This window comes from Raineya sp., assembly GCF_053497555.1.
In genome coordinates this window covers 13,008-28,812 of record NZ_JBRCWE010000089.1, presented here as the reverse complement: position 1 = coordinate 28,812, position 15,805 = coordinate 13,008, and the positions used below count along the sequence as shown (strand labels likewise).

Below are 15,805 nucleotides of genomic sequence, written 5' to 3'. Positions count from 1 at the left end.
ATAGCCCCCGATTATGGCAAACTCAAACAGATGTTCAAAGTAGCGAATTTGCAGGCAAACTTGCAGGTTTTGGAGGAAGTTTTGGAAAAAGGTAGTGTAGAAAGCGAACAGATATATCAGTTTCATTTTGAAAAAGACTTTGGCAAGAAGGAATTTGTGAATTTTCTGTTTTACTTGGGCAATTTGACAATTAAAGAAACCCTGCCAAGCGGGTTTATTTCTTTCAAAGTACCTAACAAAGTAATAGGCGATTTGTACTGGCAGTATTATTCAGAAATTTTGCAAAATTATGGCGAGTTAAAAGGCTTGCAAGATGATACGCAACAGGCACTTTCGGATATGGCAATTATGGGCAGTTACGAAAGGTTTTTTGCTTTGATAGAAAAGCTACTGCAAAGTCTTTCCAACCGAGATTATATTCGTTTTGATGAGAAACACGTGAAAATGGTGTTTTTAGCCTATCTGATAAATGCAAATATTTTTTGGGTGCAGAGTGAGCGAGAAGTAGCAGGAGGAGGTTATGTGGATATAGAGTTATTTATCCGTCCTAACAATCCTTTTACGCATCATCAGTTTGCTATTGAGCTAAAATATCTGAAAAAAGAGCAAGAAAACCTGCTTGCAGACACAATGCAAGAGGCAAAAGAGCAAATTTTAAGTTATTACCAAAATGATAGTCTTTTGCAAAGCAAAAAAATGCTGAATTTGCTGGCAGTGGTAGTGGTGAAGGATAGAGTATTTGTAGAAAAGGTTTCGTATTAAGTTAAAAAGCCTCACAGAAATTGTGAGGCATTGCTATTGGTATTATCCTAAATAAGGTTTCAGGGCTTTGCTACGTGAAGTATGACGCAAACGGCGAATAGCTTTTTCCTTAATCTGACGCACCCGCTCACGTGTAAGATTGAATTTTTCGCCAATTTCTTCTAATGTAAGAGCATTTTCGCCATTCAAACCGAAATAAAGAGTAACCACATCTGCTTCGCGTGGGGTAAGCGTAGATAAAGCCCTTTGAATTTCTTTACGTAGCGAATCGTTTATCAGACCTGTATCGGGACTTTCTTCGCCATCATTTTCCAAAACATCTAAAAGGCTGTTTTCTTCGCCTTGTACAAAGGGAGCATCCATAGAAACGTGTCTGCCCGAAATTTTCAGGGTATCTACTACTTCCGAAGTAGCTACTTCCAACACTTCTGCGAGCTCTTCGGGGGAAGGTTCTCTTTCAAATTTTTGCTCCAGCTCCGAAAAAGTTTTAGAAATTTTATTGAGCGAGCCTACACGGTTCAAAGGCAAGCGAACAATACGCGACTGCTCGGCAAGAGCCTGCAAAATGGATTGTCTTATCCACCAAACAGCATAGGAAATAAATTTGAAACCACGTGTTTCATCAAAGCGTTGAGCGGCTTTGATAAGTCCTAAATTACCTTCATTGATGAGGTCGCCCAAGGAAAGCCCCTGATTCTGATATTGCTTGGCTACCGACACCACAAAACGCAAATTTGCTTTGGTGAGTTTTTCCAAAGCCAAGCGGTCGCCTTCTCGGATACGTTTGGCAAGCTCTACTTCCTCATCAGGCGTAAGCAAATCTACCTTTCCAATTTCTTGGAGATACTTGTCCAAAGATTGACTTTCACGATTAGTAATTTGTTTGCTAATCTTGAGCTGTCTCATTTTTTTAACGTAGTTTGGTTAAAACATAAAAAAACAGATACACGGAAATTGCTTTCACAATTTCTGTGATTTCTGCTCATAAGCATTTTAGTAACAAAGTACAAGCGAAATTAGTTTCAAAACTGCAAAATAATAACAAAAAAATCTAAAAAGCAAAAAATATTGCAGGAAATTAAGTAGTCGTCCCTTAAAAAGTCCGTTTAGAAAAAAAAATCAAAGAACAACAATAGAAATTTCCTTCCAAAAAAGTGAATTTTAAGATGTTTTTTTCGGGCTTAGAGCGATGATGTCGCTTTGAGCAACCTCATTGCTTTCAGTTAAAGAGCTAAATTTTCTAATTTCCAACTTTCCAAATCTACTTTCATAGATTTTGATAAATTTGGTTTATTTCTCTCCTTTCAAACTTTCAATTTGCTTGTGAATTTTCTCTTTCAAACTTTCCTTGAAGGCAAGGAGCTTTTGATAAATTTTTTCATCGGAAGTAGCCAAAATTTCCGCCGCTAAAATGCCTGCGTTTTTCGCACCATTCAAAGCAACCGTTGCCACAGGCACTCCTGCGGGCATTTGCAAGATAGAAAGCACCGAATCCCAGCCATCAATAGAATTAGAAGATTTGATAGGCACACCTATCACGGGCAAAGCCGTAAGCGAAGCCACCATACCTGGCAAATGAGCCGCCCCTCCTGCCCCTGCAACGATTACCCGCAAACCTCTCTGATACGCAGTTTTCGCATATTCAAACATTCTTTCGGGTGTCCGATGAGCCGAAACGATAGTCAGTTCAAAAGGAATTTGCAACTCCGACAGAAAATCCGCCGCCTCTTGCATAATAGGTAAATCCGACTGACTTCCCATAATAATTCCTACCTGTGCCATAGCCGCCAAATAAGTTTAGAGTTTGAAAAGTTGAACTTATTGTTTTAGTTTTCCCTACTTTACTTCCTCAAAATCAACATATTCGCCTTCGTCTTTTATTTTTCGTTTATTTTTTTCTGAAACAATATGCTCGTGGGTAATGTGTAAATGAATTTTTTGGGTTTCACTTCCTAAATTTCGGCGAAGCCAAGCAAAAATAACTCTCCAAAAACGCAAAAACAAATACACAAAAACTATCAGAAGCAAAATTTTTTTCCACATATTCCTATGATTTGAGCAAAATTTGCCAAAGATACAAAATTTTCCTAACATTGCATTTTCAAAACCACTATGACTGCCACCACTAGCAAAAAAATTCATTCTGCTCTGCAAAAAATTTTCCGAACAGAAAAAAGCCAAAAGCAACTTTTTTTTGCAGGTATTGGCTTTTTATTAGGTTTTGTCCTGATGATTGTTTCGCTTTATGTGTATTTACAAATTCGCAAAACTTTCAGCAACGAAACCAACCTTCCCAACTACATTATTTTAAGCAAAGAAGTAACCATTCTGAATGTATTGGGGGCTTCTCGTTTTTCGCAAACCGAACTGGAAGAACTCCGCAAACAGCCTTTTACAGAAAAATTAGGTGTTTTTCAGTCGGGTAATTTCAAAGTATGGGCTTATGGCAATGATTTCATTCAGTTTCAGACAGAGCTTTTTTTTGAAGCCGTTGCCGATGAATTTTTGATGAAACTGCCCCCCAAATGGAACTGGACACCTGAAAGCAAGTATGTCCCTGTGATTATTCCCAAAGATTTTGTTGACCAATACAATTTCGTATATGCTCCTTCGCAAGGGTTGCCTCTGCTCAGCGAAAGCATCTTACCCACTTTACCCACGATTCAGGCACGCATATACACAAACAGGGGCGAAAAAATCGTCAATTTACGCATAGCAGGTTTTGAGGAACGAATCCCCTCTATTTTAGTACCTGAAAGTTTTTTGAAGTGGGCAAACGAAACCATTGGCAACAAAGACGCTACCCCCGACCCTGCTCGGATTGTCCTGAAAGTAAAAAACCCCGCCAGCCCCGACCTTGCTCAATACTTAAAAGAAAAAAACTATCAAGTAAGCAAAGAAAAAACGCTCATCAGCCAAATTGCAGGGCAAGTTGTAGAGGTGGTGGGTGCTATTGGCATCTTGGGAATTGCCTTTGTACTACTTTCCGTAGTAATCATTACACTGACTTTCAGGCTTATTTTAAGTGAAGCCCAAAACGAAATTGCTTTGCTCTTGCAGTTGGGTTACACGCACAAAGTTTTGGCAAATTATCTGATTAGTAGTTTCTTACGTTTTATACTGCTCTTTGGAGTATTGGGAATAGTAATGGCAAATGTTCTTATTTTTGTATTTTACAGCTTTATGCAACAAAGAGGCGTTAGCTATTTTTCTAATTTTGAGCCATTGGTTCTGATTTTTGAACTGCTATTCCTCGCCTTTACTATCCTTTACAACATTTGGAATATCCGTAAAATGGTGGGGAAGTATTGAGTATTGAGTATTGAGTAGTGAATAAGCGTGGAAGTCTTTGGGCTTTCTTTATACCCTAAAACATTTTCAATATAACCTTATGCAATCCAAAATTTGGCTTTTACGTGTCAGTACATTTCTCTTTGTAGGGCTTCTAATGAGTTTTGGGGTGCTTTTCGCTTTGCTTCCCAAGCAAGAAGTTTCAGAGTACGAAAAACGCCGACTCACCCCTATTCCCCAATTTTCGTGGAAATCTTTTTGGAAAGGAACTTTTATGGATAGCTTAGATTTGTACGTAGCCGATAATTTTCCTTTCCGAGAGGGTTTTGTACAAACCAATTTCACTTTGGCGAGCTGGCGAGGTTGGAAAAATGAAGATATCGGCTTCTACAAACAAGAAGTGGTTACCAATGCCGAAATGCTCCCCCTCGATAGCTCTACAACCCCAAACCCCAAAATCACAAATCCTGAAAATGAAATTATAGAAGGAGATGCTGAAAAATCACCTGTAAAAGGGGTAATGATTTACAACGCAATGGCTATACAACTCTTTGGCGGTACGGAAGCCTCTGCCAAGTATTGTGCAGAAATAGCAAATTTTTATCAAAAAACTCTCCAAAAAAAAGCCCAGGTCTATCTGATAATCGTTCCTACACATCAAGAATTTTATTTGCCTCATAAATACCGACACAGCTCCGAAAAAAAGAATATAGAATATTGCTACAGCCAACTTGATGAAACTATCAAAAGTGTTGATGTGGTAAGCACACTTTACAAGCATAAAAACGAATACATCTACTTCAATACCGACCACCACTGGACAGGACTGGGAGCATATTACGCCTACGTAGAATTTTGTAAGAAAGCAGGTTTTGAGCCTGTACCCTTAGAAAAAATGGAACGAAAAGCTATCAATGGCTTTTTAGGTTCATTGTATTGGCTTACTCGCGACAAACGCCTCAAAGAAAACATTGATTCGGTAGTGTATTACAAACCCGCCGTAGAATACGTTGCCTTTTGCAATGGTAAGAAAAACCCCGAAAAACGTATGGGAGCATTACTTTTTGCAGAATTTGCCAAGGGTCCAGCCGCTTATAGTGTATATTTCGGCGATGATTTTTCTTTGGTAGAAATTACTAACAAAAACCTCAAAAATGGCAGAAAAGCAATGATTATCAAAAACTCTTTTGGAAATGCTTTCGCTCCTTATTTGGTTTCACATTACGAGCAGGTTTGGGTAGTAGATTATCGGTATTGGAACAAGAACCTACTCAAAATCATTGATGAGCATAAAATTACCGATGTCATCTTATTCCACTATTCATTTTCGGCAAATACCATTCCCGATTTACAGCGTATCAAACAACTACTCACCGAATTCAAAGGGAGTGGCTCTACAAAACCTGCTCATAAAAAACAAACCCCGAAAGATAGTGTTTCGGAGGTGCAAAAAGCTATTTTTGAATAATAATTACCCAATTTGTTGCATTTGTTTTACTTCGGCTTCGAGGCGGTCTTGCATACGTTTGCAAATATTTTCCATTTCCATAGCCATTACTTCATCGCCTGTGGCGATACGAATGGTATCGGCAAGTCCTGAAATTGTTTCTATGCAAAAGCGTTTCATTTCCATTACCTCCATTTCTTTTGTCCAAAGGTCAATTTTAAGCGTACCTTTCCCCCACCCGTCCCAAATAGCAAGTGAAATAGCTTTAGCTTGCTCTAAACCGGGTTCAGGTTTTTGAGTAGCGTCCCAATGAATTTTTTCGCAAACATTGTTTTTATCAAGAATAACGTTGAGTGTAATGGTTTCTTTTCGCATAAAACAAATATTTCTTATAGAAACTTTTTTTAATAGCAAAAAGTTCAACAAAGGCTTGTAAAAACAACATAAGTTAGAGCTTTTCTACCCTTTCCAATGCCAAACGGATAAGTTCGTCTATGGTTTTTTCAGCATTTTTAGAAAACTCTTGGGTAATACGATTGGCAACAATAGCATTGAGCGAAAGCATTTCATGCCCCAGCAAACGAGCCATTGCATAATAGCCTGCTGTTTCCATTTCAAAATTGGTTATCCAAGTATCTTGGTAATGAAAGTAACTAAGCGTATCAACCAGATTTGGGTAACGAATAGGCAAGCGTATTTTTCTGCCTTGTGGAGCATAAAAGCCTGGTGCCGTTATCGTAACACCTTTTATCATATCAAGAGCAAATGTTTGTAAGAGTTTTTCCGAAGCCCTCACACAATAAGGCGTAAAAGGCAGTTGTAAGTTTTTTTGAAGGTTCAAGCTGAAATTTTTTTCAAAATCGGTTTGCTCCAAATTGTAGAAAGACATCAAAGTATCTATGCCCAAACCATAAGAAGAAGCCACAAAACTATCCAAACCTATTGCCGCCTGCAATGCCCCTGATGTACCAATTCTGATAATTTTCAGTGTAGTATGTTCAGATTTGGGTTGTCGTTTTTTCAAATCAATATTGACAAGGGCATCAAGTTCTGTAAGTAAAATTTCAACATTATCCGTTCCCATTCCCGATGAAATAGCCGTAATTCTTTTCCCCTTGTACAAGCCTGTATGCGTGATAAATTCACGCTTGTTCATTTCAAATTCTACTTTATCAAAATATTTACTGATTTTATGCACACGATTGGGGTCGCCTACAACAAAAATAATTTCAGCAATATTTTCGGGTTTCAAATTCAGGTGGTAAATACTACCATCTTTATTGATAATAAGTTCGGAAGCAGGAATCGTAATCATAGGTATAAATTTCGCTATGCAATATCTGAATATTAGTTTTCTCGTTCAATGAGCCAAGTCATAAAGTTTCTTAATTTTTCTTTTGCACCTTCCGAGACTTGCATTTCAGCAAGACTATCAAAAGCCTTTTGGAAAAAACTATCTATCAGTTTTTCTGTTTTTTCTTTTATGCCCAGCAAATTGTATATTTCTGTAACAGCTTTTATTTTTTCTTGTGGGCTAAATTCTTTCAAGGAAAGCCAATACAAAAGTTCATCTTTGATTTGATTTTCAGCAGTTCGTAAAGCCTCTATAAGCAAATAAGTTTTTTTATTGGCAATAATATCACCCCCTACTTGCTTACCAAACTTTTCAGGACTTCCATACACATCAAGCAAATCGTCTTTGAGCTGAAAGCCTATTCCCATATTTTCACCGATAAGGCGAAGTTTTTCTTGTTCTGTTTCATTAGCTCCTGCGAGCATAGCCCCGAGTTCCAAGGAAAAACCTAAAAGTACAGCCGTTTTGAGGCGTATCATTTCCAAGTATTCAGGAATAGTAACTTGATTTTGTGTTTCAAAATTCATATCCCATTGTTGCCCTTCGCAAACCCACGTAGCACAACGACTGAATTTTTGCGTTGCAGAACGCAAAAACTTATCCTCAACGCCTTGAAGCAAAATTTCATAAGCCTTCACGAGCATTACATCTCCCGAGAGAATAGCTATATTTTCATTCCATTTGGTATGTACTGTGGCGTGATTGCGTCGGAGTGGGGCTTTATCCATTATATCATCGTGCATTAAGGTAAAATTATGAAACACCTCTACTGCCACCGAAGCAGGAATAGCCTTTTGCCAATTTTCATTGAAAATTTCATAACCCAAAAGCACCAATAAAGGACGCAAACGCTTTCCTCCCAAACTCATCATATAACCGATAGGCTCATAAAGTTCGGTAGGGCTAGTGCCATAAGTATATTTTTCTAAATAATCCTCAACAACTTGCAGATAGGGTTTTAAGTTCATAATTTTTCAAACATTAGTACAAATTTATGTTTTTTCCAATACCCAAAAATAAAGCCACGAATGAAATATTTTTTTCGTGGCTTTTTTTGAAACCTATTTTTTGTATTAGGTTTACTCCAAATGCTTATTGACATCAACCAGAGGCAAATTAAAGGCATCAGCAACACCTTTATACACTACATCGCCTTTGATAACATTTAAGCCAAGTTTTAGTTCGTTGCTATTTCTGCAAGCCTCTTTCCACCCCTTATCAGCAAGCTGAATAGCATAAGGAAGTGTAGCATTGGTAAGAGCTACCGTAGAAGTATAAGGTACTGCCCCAGGCATATTAGCCACACAATAGTGAATTACATCATCAATGATATAAGTAGGATTTTCGTGAGTAGTAGGTTTGCAGGTTTCAATACAGCCACCTTGGTCTACGGCTACATCAACCAGCACCGTTCCCGGACGCATTAGTTTGAGCATATCACGGGTTATGAGATGAGGGGCTTTGGCACCAGGTATAAGCACTGCTCCTACAATCAAATCAGAAACCTTGATAGCTTCACGAATATTGTATTCGTTAGACATCACGGTTTGCACATTACGAGGCATAATTTCGGCAAGATAACGCAAACGAGGCAAACTAATATCCATAATGGTTACGTGAGCCCCCAAACCTGCCGCCATAAATGCGGCGTGTGTTCCTACAACACCACCTCCTAAAATAAGTACATTGGCAGGTTTTACACCTGGTACCCCTCCAAGCAATACCCCACGACCTTTGAATTGCTTTTCTAAATATTTTGCCCCTTGCTGAATCGCCATTCTACCTGCAACTTCCGACATTGGTATCAGCAATGGCAAACTTCTATCGGCTTTTTCAACGGTTTCGTAAGCCAAACAAACAGACTTGCTCTCAATCATTGCACGCGTGAGCGTTTCGGAAGAAGCAAAATGAAAATAAGTAAAAACCAAATGATGCGGTTTGATTAAGCCATATTCTTGCTCAATGGGTTCTTTTACTTTGATAATCATTTCGGCTTTGGCATACACTTCTTCTATGGTAGGCAAAATCGTAGCACCTGCACTGCGATACTCTTCATCAGAAAAGCCACTGCCCTCACCCGCCGAGGCTTGTACATATACTTCGTGATTGCGTTTGCGAAATTCAGCTACCCCCGCAGGCGTAACCGCTACACGATTTTCGTTGGTCTTGATTTCTTTTGGAACTCCTATTAGCATAGAAATTAGAATTTTGGTTCAAGGCTCAAATATAAGTTTTTTTAGTTTGAATTGCATTTTTCTTGAAAAATTTTCCAAAAACCAAATTGGAAGAATTTTCGTATGTATGTATGTAAATTTTACCAAGAAAAAATCATACTTCGCCGAAAATAATATGCAAGCATACTATATTTGTTGTTATTTTTGTATCAGGTAAAACTTAAACCAAGTAAAGCTATGTTTTCAGGTCTATTTGCTAAAAACAAAGCTCAGGGCAATTCCGAAAATTTTGCCCAAGTATTCTGTAAAACTTTTGAAGGCAAAAATTGCCTTTATTTTGAGTTCAAAGGGGTTTTTGATGATAAGCTCGCCACCGAAATTTTACCCCAAGCCGAAAAAATTTTACAAAATGAACTGAAAGACGATAAGGCTCTTTGTGTGGTTTGTTCTTGTAAAGAAATGCAAGATTACGACCCAATGGCAAGAGTAAAATTTCAAAAATTTCTAAAAAATTACGAAAAAAATATCAAAACAATGTGGGTCATTACGAGCTCCAAGATTATCAAATACGGCGGGCTTTTGATGGATTTGGTGCTTCCTTTCTCCGTAAAAGTCGTTGAAAGTGAAGAGCAAATCAAATTCTAAAAAAAATCTCTAAACTTTTTGTACAACTTACACAAATTGCTTATTTTGCAATAAAATTGCATTTGTGTAAGTTTTTTAGTTTTTCCAAAAAACAAAATAAGTTTGTTTTTGGTAATGTTTTTGAAATGATTTAGGCTATGAAAGTTGCCCCCTTACCCACTAACGAAAAAGAGCGTTTAGAAGCTCTGTACGCTTATGATATTTTAGATACCCCTGCCGAAAAGGAATTTGATGAAATTACCCAACTTGCCGCTATGATTTGCAATACTCCTATTGCACTCATTACGCTTATAGACAAAGACCGGCAGTGGTTCAAATCCAAAGTAGGAATAGAAGAGCAAGAAACCCCTCGCGATGTGGCTTTTTGTAGCCACGCCATTCTACAAAACGAGTTAATGCAAGTACCTAATGCTTTGCAAGATGAACGCTTTGCAGATAACCCCTTTGTTAGCAACGGATTAGGAGTTCGTTTTTATGCAGGTTATCCGCTCACTACCAGCGAAGGATTGAATTTAGGTACGCTTTGCGTAGTAGATACCCAGCCTCGCTTGCTTTCCGAAGAGCAAAAATTTGCCCTGCAAATACTTTCTAAACAGGTAGCGGAAAAAATAGAAATGCGTCTGAAAAACAAACAATTGGACTTCCAAAAAGAACTTTTACAGAAGCAGTTAGATTTTCAGAAAAAAGTTTTTTCACTGATTGCTCACGATGTTCGCTCTCCACTGATTTCTATGTATGGTATTGCCACCCTGCTGATAGAAGAAGCCATAAACCCCGATGAAGCCAAAAATTCTGCCCAAAAAATTCAAAAAGATATTCAAAATGCTTTGCACGTTTTAGACCATATTCTTGCTTGGGGTAAATTGCAACAAAGTAACAGTGGCATCAATCCTCGTATTGAAAACTTTGCGTTAAAAGAATATCTAACCCCCATTTTTGAGTTCAAAATTACCAAAGCCCAAGAAAAAGGTATCAATTTCAATTATTGTATTAAAAATTGCCCTCCAACTATCCAAACTGACCCTTTTCTGTTTGGAAGCATTATTCGTAACTTACTGAATAATGCTATCAAATTCACTCCCAAAGGCGGTAGTGTATCTTGCGAAATTAGTCAAGAACATCAAAACCTGAAAATTGTTGTCAAAGACACAGGAATAGGTATGAGCGAAGAAGTACAACATAGCTTTTGGACAGGAGTAGGTGTTGTTTCTCGCAAAGGCACTGATAATGAACAAGGCTCAGGCTCAGCTTTGCAACTTCTGCGAACTTTTATTTACCTTCTTGGTGGCAAAATTCATCTAGAAAGCCAAGAAAACCAAGGCACAACTTTCACCGTCTTGCTTCCTCTGAACGAAAAGCCTTGAAAATCTTGCTAATTTTTGTAACTTTGCTCTCAAACTTACAAATATGAAATATTTTTTAGCGTTTGTTTTTCTTGTGCTTTCCACTTTTCTTTTTGCTCAAAAGAAAAAAAACGATTTGGGTACTAAAATCATTAAAGAAAAATCACAAATCACGGGGCAAGAAAATGAGTGGAAAATTACAGGTAGAGATGCCGTTGTAATGCGAGATTCGGGCAGTCGTTACATTCAAATTCATATTACAGAAAGCAAAGAAGCCTTGTATGGCAATCGTTGTGCCGAAATGGAAGCCCAAAAAATGGGTATAGAGTTTATCATCATTCCCAAAGATATAGGCTACGGAATGACCAAGAAAAATATTTTTTTTACCAACCTCAATGCTCATTTCAGAGCTTTCTGGAAAAATGGTTTTTTCTGGAAAAAACGCCTCAAAAAACGCATACGCCGATGCCGAGATGCCACAGGAGATTACATCAGATAATTTACTTACAGAAACAGGATACAGGAAGCAAGAAATAGGTATTTATACCCAAACAAAATTAGTTCAGGAAAATCCTCTAAACCAAATACTTAAAAATCCAACTGCTAAAAACTGCTAAACCTGACAGGTTTGAGAAACCTGTCAGGTTTGAGTAAAGTCGTCAATCTCAAACAGCCCAAATATCAAAAGCTGTGCCTATCGCAATTCAATAGGCTTATTCATATAAAAATCCAGCACTTTGATACGGAACAGATACTCGTATTTTGCCCGAATGAGCTGGGCTTTGGCTTGGTCTAAATTGAGTTTAGCCAAATTGTAATCTACGGCATTGCTCGCTCCTGCATTAAAACGACTTTCTACCGCCTTGAAATTCAGTTCAAGGGCTTCTACTTGTTTCTGGCGTGCCTCAAAGTTGCTTTGAGCAAGTTTCATATCGTTGTAAGCCTGTTCTACGGCTTGGCGAAGCTGTTGGCGAAGCAAATCTGCCTGATACTTTTGATTTTTTTGCTGGATACGAGCCTGCGTGATAGCATTACGCGTACGCCCTTGCGAATAAAGTGGTATGTTCAAGTTCAAAACTACAAATGAACTGCGATTGAAATCCATTTGATTGAAAAAGCGATTAGGCTCAATTTTACCATTCGGTACAGCCCGAATGGTATAAACTGTATCAAAAGAACCACCTACATAGCCAATAGGCACTTGCACAAGCGTACTGGTGCCATCGGGGCGAAAAAGCTCGCTGGGAGCGGCACTGGAATATGCCGAATTGATACCTGCCCCAAGCGTAAGCGTAGGATACAAAGCCGAGCGTGCTACTGCCTCATTGTATTTCAAACTTTCTATTCGCAAATCTGCACTCTGAATGTTATACTGATTTTTTTCGGCTGTATCATAGATTTCTTGTGGATTTTTACCTGCATACTCGTTGATAATGGTTGCTACTTCTACTTTTTCAATTTCAATACTTTGTGTAGCAGGCATATTCATTTGTTGCAAAAGATTGAGCCGAGCAAGGCTTACTTGGTTTCGTGCTGTAATTACATTCACCTCGTCATTAGCCAGTTGTGATTTTAGGTTCAAAACCTGTACTTCTGCAATAGAACCCGCCTTGAATAGCTTTTCTGTACGCTCTAACTGATTTTTAGTAATTTCTACTTGTGCCAAACTGGCTTGTTCAAGTTCTTGTGCCAAAAGCAACTGCAAGTAAGCATTCGCTACATTAAGAGAAATATCGCGTTTGCTTTGCTCTACATCAAGCTGATTGGCTTTGAGGGTAGTTTCGTTTTGCCTGATAGTATTCAGTGTTCCAAAACCATTGAAAAGTACAATATTTCCATTGAGCGAAATATTGGTTGAGAAAACGTTTTGTGTTACAAATTGGTTAGTGAAAGGGTCAATAGAACGACCTGTACGCATTGCTTGCGAGAGCGAAGCCGACAACTGCGGAGCAAAACGACTTTCACGACTCTGCATAAGGCTCTGACTTGCACTTTCTACTTGCAGTTGCCTTTGCTTGATGCTAATATTGTTTTCAACTGCATAATCTACACATTTTTGCAAAGACCAACGCTCTTGGGCAAAAACTGAAAAACTTGTAATGCCAAAAATTAAAAACAAAAATTTTTTCATAGAAAGTGATTATTTACGTTCAGGGTTGTGAATGGTTTGAAAATTTTAAGTTGAAATATTGGAAGTTTGCTTGTCTATAATCTTGCTCCTATTTCCTGATTCTTACTTCATTTTTCAAACATCAAAGAAACTCAAAAAACGTTTTTGTATTGCAAATTTGTGAAAAAAAATCTTTACTTTTACGCCTACAACCTCAAAAAATACCGCTATGGCTCTCAAAGTAGGCACGCTTGCCCCAGATTTTACTTTGCCCTCAACAAGTGGCAAAAACATCTCTTTAAGCAAAGATTTGGCAGGCAAACCTTGTGTTTTATATTTTTACCCCAAAGATTTTACACCCGGTTGTACCAAAGAGGCTTGCGAGTTCCGAGACCAATTCGCTACCTTTCGCAATTTAGAAGTTGATGTTTTTGGCATCAGCAGAGATAATATTGATACCCACCAAAAATTCAAAGAAACTCACAAATTACCCTTTGAACTGCTTGCCGATGTAAATGGCTCGGTTTGTAAGGCTTATGAAGCACTTATCCCTATTATTGGTATTCCTAAACGCATTTCGTACCTTTTGGATAAAGAACACAAAATCGTGGCAGTCTATCAAGATTTTTTTGGAGCTGAAGAGCATATCAAAGCGATGCTGGAAAAGTTGAAATTTTGAAATGCAAGGTTTCTGTTGCCTAATTCTAAGGTAAAATATTTCGTAATTGTTTAGGTCTTGTACTATGGAAACAGGAAACAAGATTTTAGGACACTGGGGATTAGACAGATTAAAACTTTCACCCAAAACTCTTGAAACTTTGAACTTTTGAACGTAAATAATTACAATATTTCAAACCCCTGAGTAACTTCATCAATCTTTCAGCTATGAGTAAAACTTTGGTTCAAAGACTTGTCAGGAACAAATCTTTTATCCGTACCACCAGCATAATGATTATAGCTTGCTCTGTTCTGCTGGGTATTGAAGCCTCTTTTACGCAAGAAATCTTGCTTTTTGTAGTTTTAGACACTGCTTTTACCCTTTATTTTACCATTGAGGTCATTTTGCGTATTTTTGCAGAGGATAAACCTTGGGAATTTTTCAAGCTATTTTCGCTCAAAAAACAAATTAGCCCTAAAACAGGTAAAAAACGTACTCAAATCCTATTCCACGAACACGGCTTTTGGAACTGCTTTGATTTCGTCATTACAGCTTTTAGTATATTTAGCCTTATCGTACATATTTTTGAACATCCTGAATTTTTGGTAGTAGGACGGCTATTCAGGGTGCTACGTATTCTTCGCCTTTTAGAAATTAGCAACGAACTCAAAGAAGTAGAACGCAAAATTGTAAGCATTATTCCCACGGTGTTTTCCTTTGCCTTGCTTTTGGGGGTGCTTTTGTATATTTACTCTATTATTGGGATTTATCTTTTCAGCCACCACAAGTACGAAAATGCCGATTTCAGCAGTTTGGGGGCGTCTTTTCTTTCTCTCTTTCAAGTAATGACCTTAGAGGGCTGGGTAGAAATGATGTACCAAGCAAGCGAACATTATGAAGATTCTTGGTGGATAAAAGGGTATTTTATTAGTTTTGTAATTCTCACCGTTATTGTGAGCTTCAATGTATTTGTAGCAGTGCTTACTTCGCAAGTGCAAGAGAAAATCAATGCCAAACAGGCTTTGGAAGAAAAAGAGCTTTTCAGGGAAATAAGCGATACGCTGAAAGAAATGCGTGGCAAAATGCTTACAGAAATTGAAGAACTGCGTACAGAAATCCAAAAATTGCGTGAAGAAGTAAATAAAACCAAGTCCTGATTTTCTGAAAATATGACTTACCAACAAATTCAAGAAGCCATTACAGCCAAAAAATCTTTTCTATGCGTAGGTCTGGATAGCGATTTGAGCAAACTACCTACGCATCTACCCCAAAATGCCGAAGGAATACTCACTTTCAATAAAGCTATTATTGAAGCTACCTTACCTTTTGCCATTGCCTACAAAATCAATACGGCTTTTTATGAAGCCCTTGGGGCAGAAGGCTGGAAAGTAATGGAAAAAACTTTGGAACTTTTGCCAAAAAATGTTTTCAAAATTGCCGATGCCAAACGCGGTGATATTGGAAACACCTCAAAACTTTATGCCAAAGCCTTTTTTGAAACACTCGCCTTTGATGCTCTCACCATTGCCCCCTATATGGGCGAAGATTCTGTTAGCCCTTTCTTGGAATATGAAAATAAATGGGTTATTCTGCTCGCTCTTACTTCCAATGTGGGTAGCAAAGATTTTGAAATGCTCAAACTTTCCAACTATCGCTATTTATACGAGGAAGTAATGCTCAAATCGCAAGAATGGGCTGACCACCATAAAATGATGTATGTGGTAGGTGCTACGCAAACCGAAAAAATACAAGAAATCCGCAGATTAGCACCTAATCATTTTTTACTTGTACCCGGTGTTGGCACGCAAGGTGGTGATTTGGAAAAAGTGATAGAATACGGCACTAACGAAGCAGGTGGTTTGCTTATCAATGTTTCCCGAGATATTTTATTTGCCTCGCAAGCCAAAGATTTTGCCGAAAAAGCCTACCAAAGAGCTGAATTTTGGCAAAAACAAATGAAACATTATCAGGGGTGAAAGGATTTGCAGGATATACAGGATTTGATGTGTTGATTTTCAAGG

Annotated in this window: 17 protein-coding genes; 9 read left to right on the top strand and 8 right to left on the bottom strand. The window is 38.1% G+C overall.

What is annotated here, in order from left to right; all coding sequences use genetic code 11:
• On the top strand, positions 1 to 762 hold a 762-nt coding region (locus tag ACWITO_RS11600), incomplete at its 5' end, for a PD-(D/E)XK nuclease domain-containing protein (protein WP_448530160.1).
• Positions 763 to 804: 42 nt separating this feature from the next.
• On the opposite strand, the gene ACWITO_RS11595 is transcribed toward ACWITO_RS11600, so the two are convergent.
• The 3 genes from ACWITO_RS11595 to ACWITO_RS11585 form a co-directional block, all read right to left on the bottom strand.
• Positions 805 to 1,668 carry a sigma-70 family RNA polymerase sigma factor gene (locus ACWITO_RS11595; RefSeq protein WP_101358435.1) on the bottom strand — a complete coding sequence of 288 codons (864 nt, stop codon included), beginning with the start codon at positions 1,666 to 1,668 and terminating at the stop codon, positions 805 to 807.
• 384 nt (positions 1,669 to 2,052) lie between these two features.
• Positions 2,053 to 2,544 carry a 5-(carboxyamino)imidazole ribonucleotide mutase gene (gene purE, locus ACWITO_RS11590; protein WP_448530159.1) on the bottom strand — a complete coding sequence of 164 codons (492 nt, stop codon included), beginning with the start codon at positions 2,542 to 2,544 and terminating at the stop codon, positions 2,053 to 2,055.
• 54 nt (positions 2,545 to 2,598) lie between these two features.
• A complete protein-coding gene (locus ACWITO_RS11585) occupies positions 2,599 to 2,805 on the bottom strand; it encodes a hypothetical protein (RefSeq protein ID WP_448530158.1) in 207 nt (68 codons plus the stop codon).
• A 69-nt stretch (positions 2,806 to 2,874) separates the two neighbouring features.
• Here ACWITO_RS11585 and ACWITO_RS11580 point away from each other — a divergent pair, with 69 nt between their 5' ends.
• Positions 2,875 to 4,074 (top strand): hypothetical protein, encoded by a 1,200-nt coding sequence (locus tag ACWITO_RS11580; RefSeq protein ID WP_448530157.1) that lies wholly within the window; start codon positions 2,875 to 2,877, stop codon positions 4,072 to 4,074.
• Between the two features lie 79 nt (positions 4,075 to 4,153).
• The gene (locus ACWITO_RS11575; protein ID WP_448530156.1) at positions 4,154 to 5,521 is read left to right on the top strand and encodes a DHHW family protein; all 1,368 of its coding nucleotides are present in this window, start codon (positions 4,154 to 4,156) and stop codon (positions 5,519 to 5,521) included.
• 3 nt (positions 5,522 to 5,524) lie between these two features.
• Here ACWITO_RS11575 and gldC read toward each other — a convergent pair whose 3' ends face one another.
• From gldC to ald, 4 genes are all read right to left on the bottom strand, one after another.
• On the bottom strand, positions 5,525 to 5,875 hold the full coding sequence (gene gldC / locus ACWITO_RS11570; RefSeq protein WP_448530155.1) for a gliding motility protein GldC: 351 nt from the start codon (positions 5,873 to 5,875) through the stop codon (positions 5,525 to 5,527).
• Between the two features lie 73 nt (positions 5,876 to 5,948).
• Positions 5,949 to 6,815 carry a nucleoside phosphorylase gene (locus tag ACWITO_RS11565; RefSeq protein WP_448530154.1) on the bottom strand — a complete coding sequence of 289 codons (867 nt, stop codon included), beginning with the start codon at positions 6,813 to 6,815 and terminating at the stop codon, positions 5,949 to 5,951.
• A 32-nt stretch (positions 6,816 to 6,847) separates the two neighbouring features.
• On the bottom strand, positions 6,848 to 7,822 hold the full coding sequence (locus ACWITO_RS11560; RefSeq protein ID WP_448530153.1) for a polyprenyl synthetase family protein: 975 nt from the start codon (positions 7,820 to 7,822) through the stop codon (positions 6,848 to 6,850).
• 111 nt (positions 7,823 to 7,933) lie between these two features.
• Positions 7,934 to 9,049, bottom strand: a complete 1,116-nt coding sequence (ald, locus tag ACWITO_RS11555) for an alanine dehydrogenase (protein ID WP_448530152.1) — start codon at positions 9,047 to 9,049, stop codon at positions 7,934 to 7,936.
• 216 nt (positions 9,050 to 9,265) lie between these two features.
• On the opposite strand from ald, the gene ACWITO_RS11550 reads away from it, so the two are divergent.
• The 3 genes from ACWITO_RS11550 (at position 9,266) to ACWITO_RS11540 (ending at position 11,515) form a co-directional block, all read left to right on the top strand.
• On the top strand, positions 9,266 to 9,673 hold the full coding sequence (locus ACWITO_RS11550) for a hypothetical protein (protein WP_448530151.1): 408 nt from the start codon (positions 9,266 to 9,268) through the stop codon (positions 9,671 to 9,673).
• A 137-nt stretch (positions 9,674 to 9,810) separates the two neighbouring features.
• Positions 9,811 to 11,037, top strand: coding sequence for a GAF domain-containing sensor histidine kinase (locus tag ACWITO_RS11545; RefSeq protein ID WP_448530150.1), 1,227 nt, complete (start codon positions 9,811 to 9,813; stop codon positions 11,035 to 11,037).
• A 43-nt stretch (positions 11,038 to 11,080) separates the two neighbouring features.
• Entirely contained in the window at positions 11,081 to 11,515 is a 435-nt protein-coding gene (locus ACWITO_RS11540; protein ID WP_448530149.1) for a hypothetical protein, read from the top strand.
• Positions 11,516 to 11,710: 195 nt separating this feature from the next.
• On the opposite strand, the gene ACWITO_RS11535 is transcribed toward ACWITO_RS11540, so the two are convergent.
• Positions 11,711 to 13,147, bottom strand: a complete 1,437-nt coding sequence (locus ACWITO_RS11535) for a TolC family protein (protein ID WP_448530148.1) — start codon at positions 13,145 to 13,147, stop codon at positions 11,711 to 11,713.
• Between the two features lie 208 nt (positions 13,148 to 13,355).
• On the opposite strand from ACWITO_RS11535, the gene ACWITO_RS11530 reads away from it, so the two are divergent.
• From ACWITO_RS11530 to pyrF, 3 genes are all read left to right on the top strand, one after another.
• Complete coding sequence (locus ACWITO_RS11530; RefSeq protein WP_448530147.1) at positions 13,356 to 13,805, top strand: peroxiredoxin; 450 nt, start codon at positions 13,356 to 13,358, stop codon at positions 13,803 to 13,805.
• 206 nt (positions 13,806 to 14,011) lie between these two features.
• The gene (locus ACWITO_RS11525; RefSeq protein WP_448530146.1) at positions 14,012 to 14,941 is read left to right on the top strand and encodes an ion transporter; all 930 of its coding nucleotides are present in this window, start codon (positions 14,012 to 14,014) and stop codon (positions 14,939 to 14,941) included.
• A gap of 12 nt (positions 14,942 to 14,953) precedes the next feature.
• Positions 14,954 to 15,760 (top strand): orotidine-5'-phosphate decarboxylase, encoded by an 807-nt coding sequence (pyrF, locus tag ACWITO_RS11520; protein ID WP_448530145.1) that lies wholly within the window; start codon positions 14,954 to 14,956, stop codon positions 15,758 to 15,760.
• Positions 15,761 to 15,805 lie beyond the last annotated feature (45 nt).

Bases quoted from the DNA above. Each gene is read 5' to 3' on its own strand.
- purE (WP_448530159.1), bottom strand. From the start codon at position 2,544: ATGGCACAGGTAGGAATTATTATGGGAAGTCAGTCGGATTTACCTATT.
- pyrF (WP_448530145.1), top strand. From the start codon at position 14,954: ATGACTTACCAACAAATTCAAGAAGCCATTACAGCCAAAAAATCTTTT.
- ACWITO_RS11550 (WP_448530151.1), top strand. From the start codon at position 9,266: ATGTTTTCAGGTCTATTTGCTAAAAACAAAGCTCAGGGCAATTCCGAA.
- ald (WP_448530152.1), bottom strand. From the start codon at position 9,049: ATGCTAATAGGAGTTCCAAAAGAAATCAAGACCAACGAAAATCGTGTA.
- ACWITO_RS11535 (WP_448530148.1), bottom strand. From the start codon at position 13,147: ATGAAAAAATTTTTGTTTTTAATTTTTGGCATTACAAGTTTTTCAGTT.
- ACWITO_RS11580 (WP_448530157.1), top strand. From the start codon at position 2,875: ATGACTGCCACCACTAGCAAAAAAATTCATTCTGCTCTGCAAAAAATT.
- ACWITO_RS11595 (WP_101358435.1), bottom strand. From the start codon at position 1,668: ATGAGACAGCTCAAGATTAGCAAACAAATTACTAATCGTGAAAGTCAA.
- ACWITO_RS11565 (WP_448530154.1), bottom strand. From the start codon at position 6,815: ATGATTACGATTCCTGCTTCCGAACTTATTATCAATAAAGATGGTAGT.
- ACWITO_RS11530 (WP_448530147.1), top strand. From the start codon at position 13,356: ATGGCTCTCAAAGTAGGCACGCTTGCCCCAGATTTTACTTTGCCCTCA.
- ACWITO_RS11525 (WP_448530146.1), top strand. From the start codon at position 14,012: ATGAGTAAAACTTTGGTTCAAAGACTTGTCAGGAACAAATCTTTTATC.
- ACWITO_RS11560 (WP_448530153.1), bottom strand. From the start codon at position 7,822: ATGAACTTAAAACCCTATCTGCAAGTTGTTGAGGATTATTTAGAAAAA.
- gldC (WP_448530155.1), bottom strand. From the start codon at position 5,875: ATGCGAAAAGAAACCATTACACTCAACGTTATTCTTGATAAAAACAAT.
- ACWITO_RS11540 (WP_448530149.1), top strand. From the start codon at position 11,081: ATGAAATATTTTTTAGCGTTTGTTTTTCTTGTGCTTTCCACTTTTCTT.
- ACWITO_RS11545 (WP_448530150.1), top strand. From the start codon at position 9,811: ATGAAAGTTGCCCCCTTACCCACTAACGAAAAAGAGCGTTTAGAAGCT.
- ACWITO_RS11575 (WP_448530156.1), top strand. From the start codon at position 4,154: ATGCAATCCAAAATTTGGCTTTTACGTGTCAGTACATTTCTCTTTGTA.
- ACWITO_RS11585 (WP_448530158.1), bottom strand. From the start codon at position 2,805: ATGTGGAAAAAAATTTTGCTTCTGATAGTTTTTGTGTATTTGTTTTTG.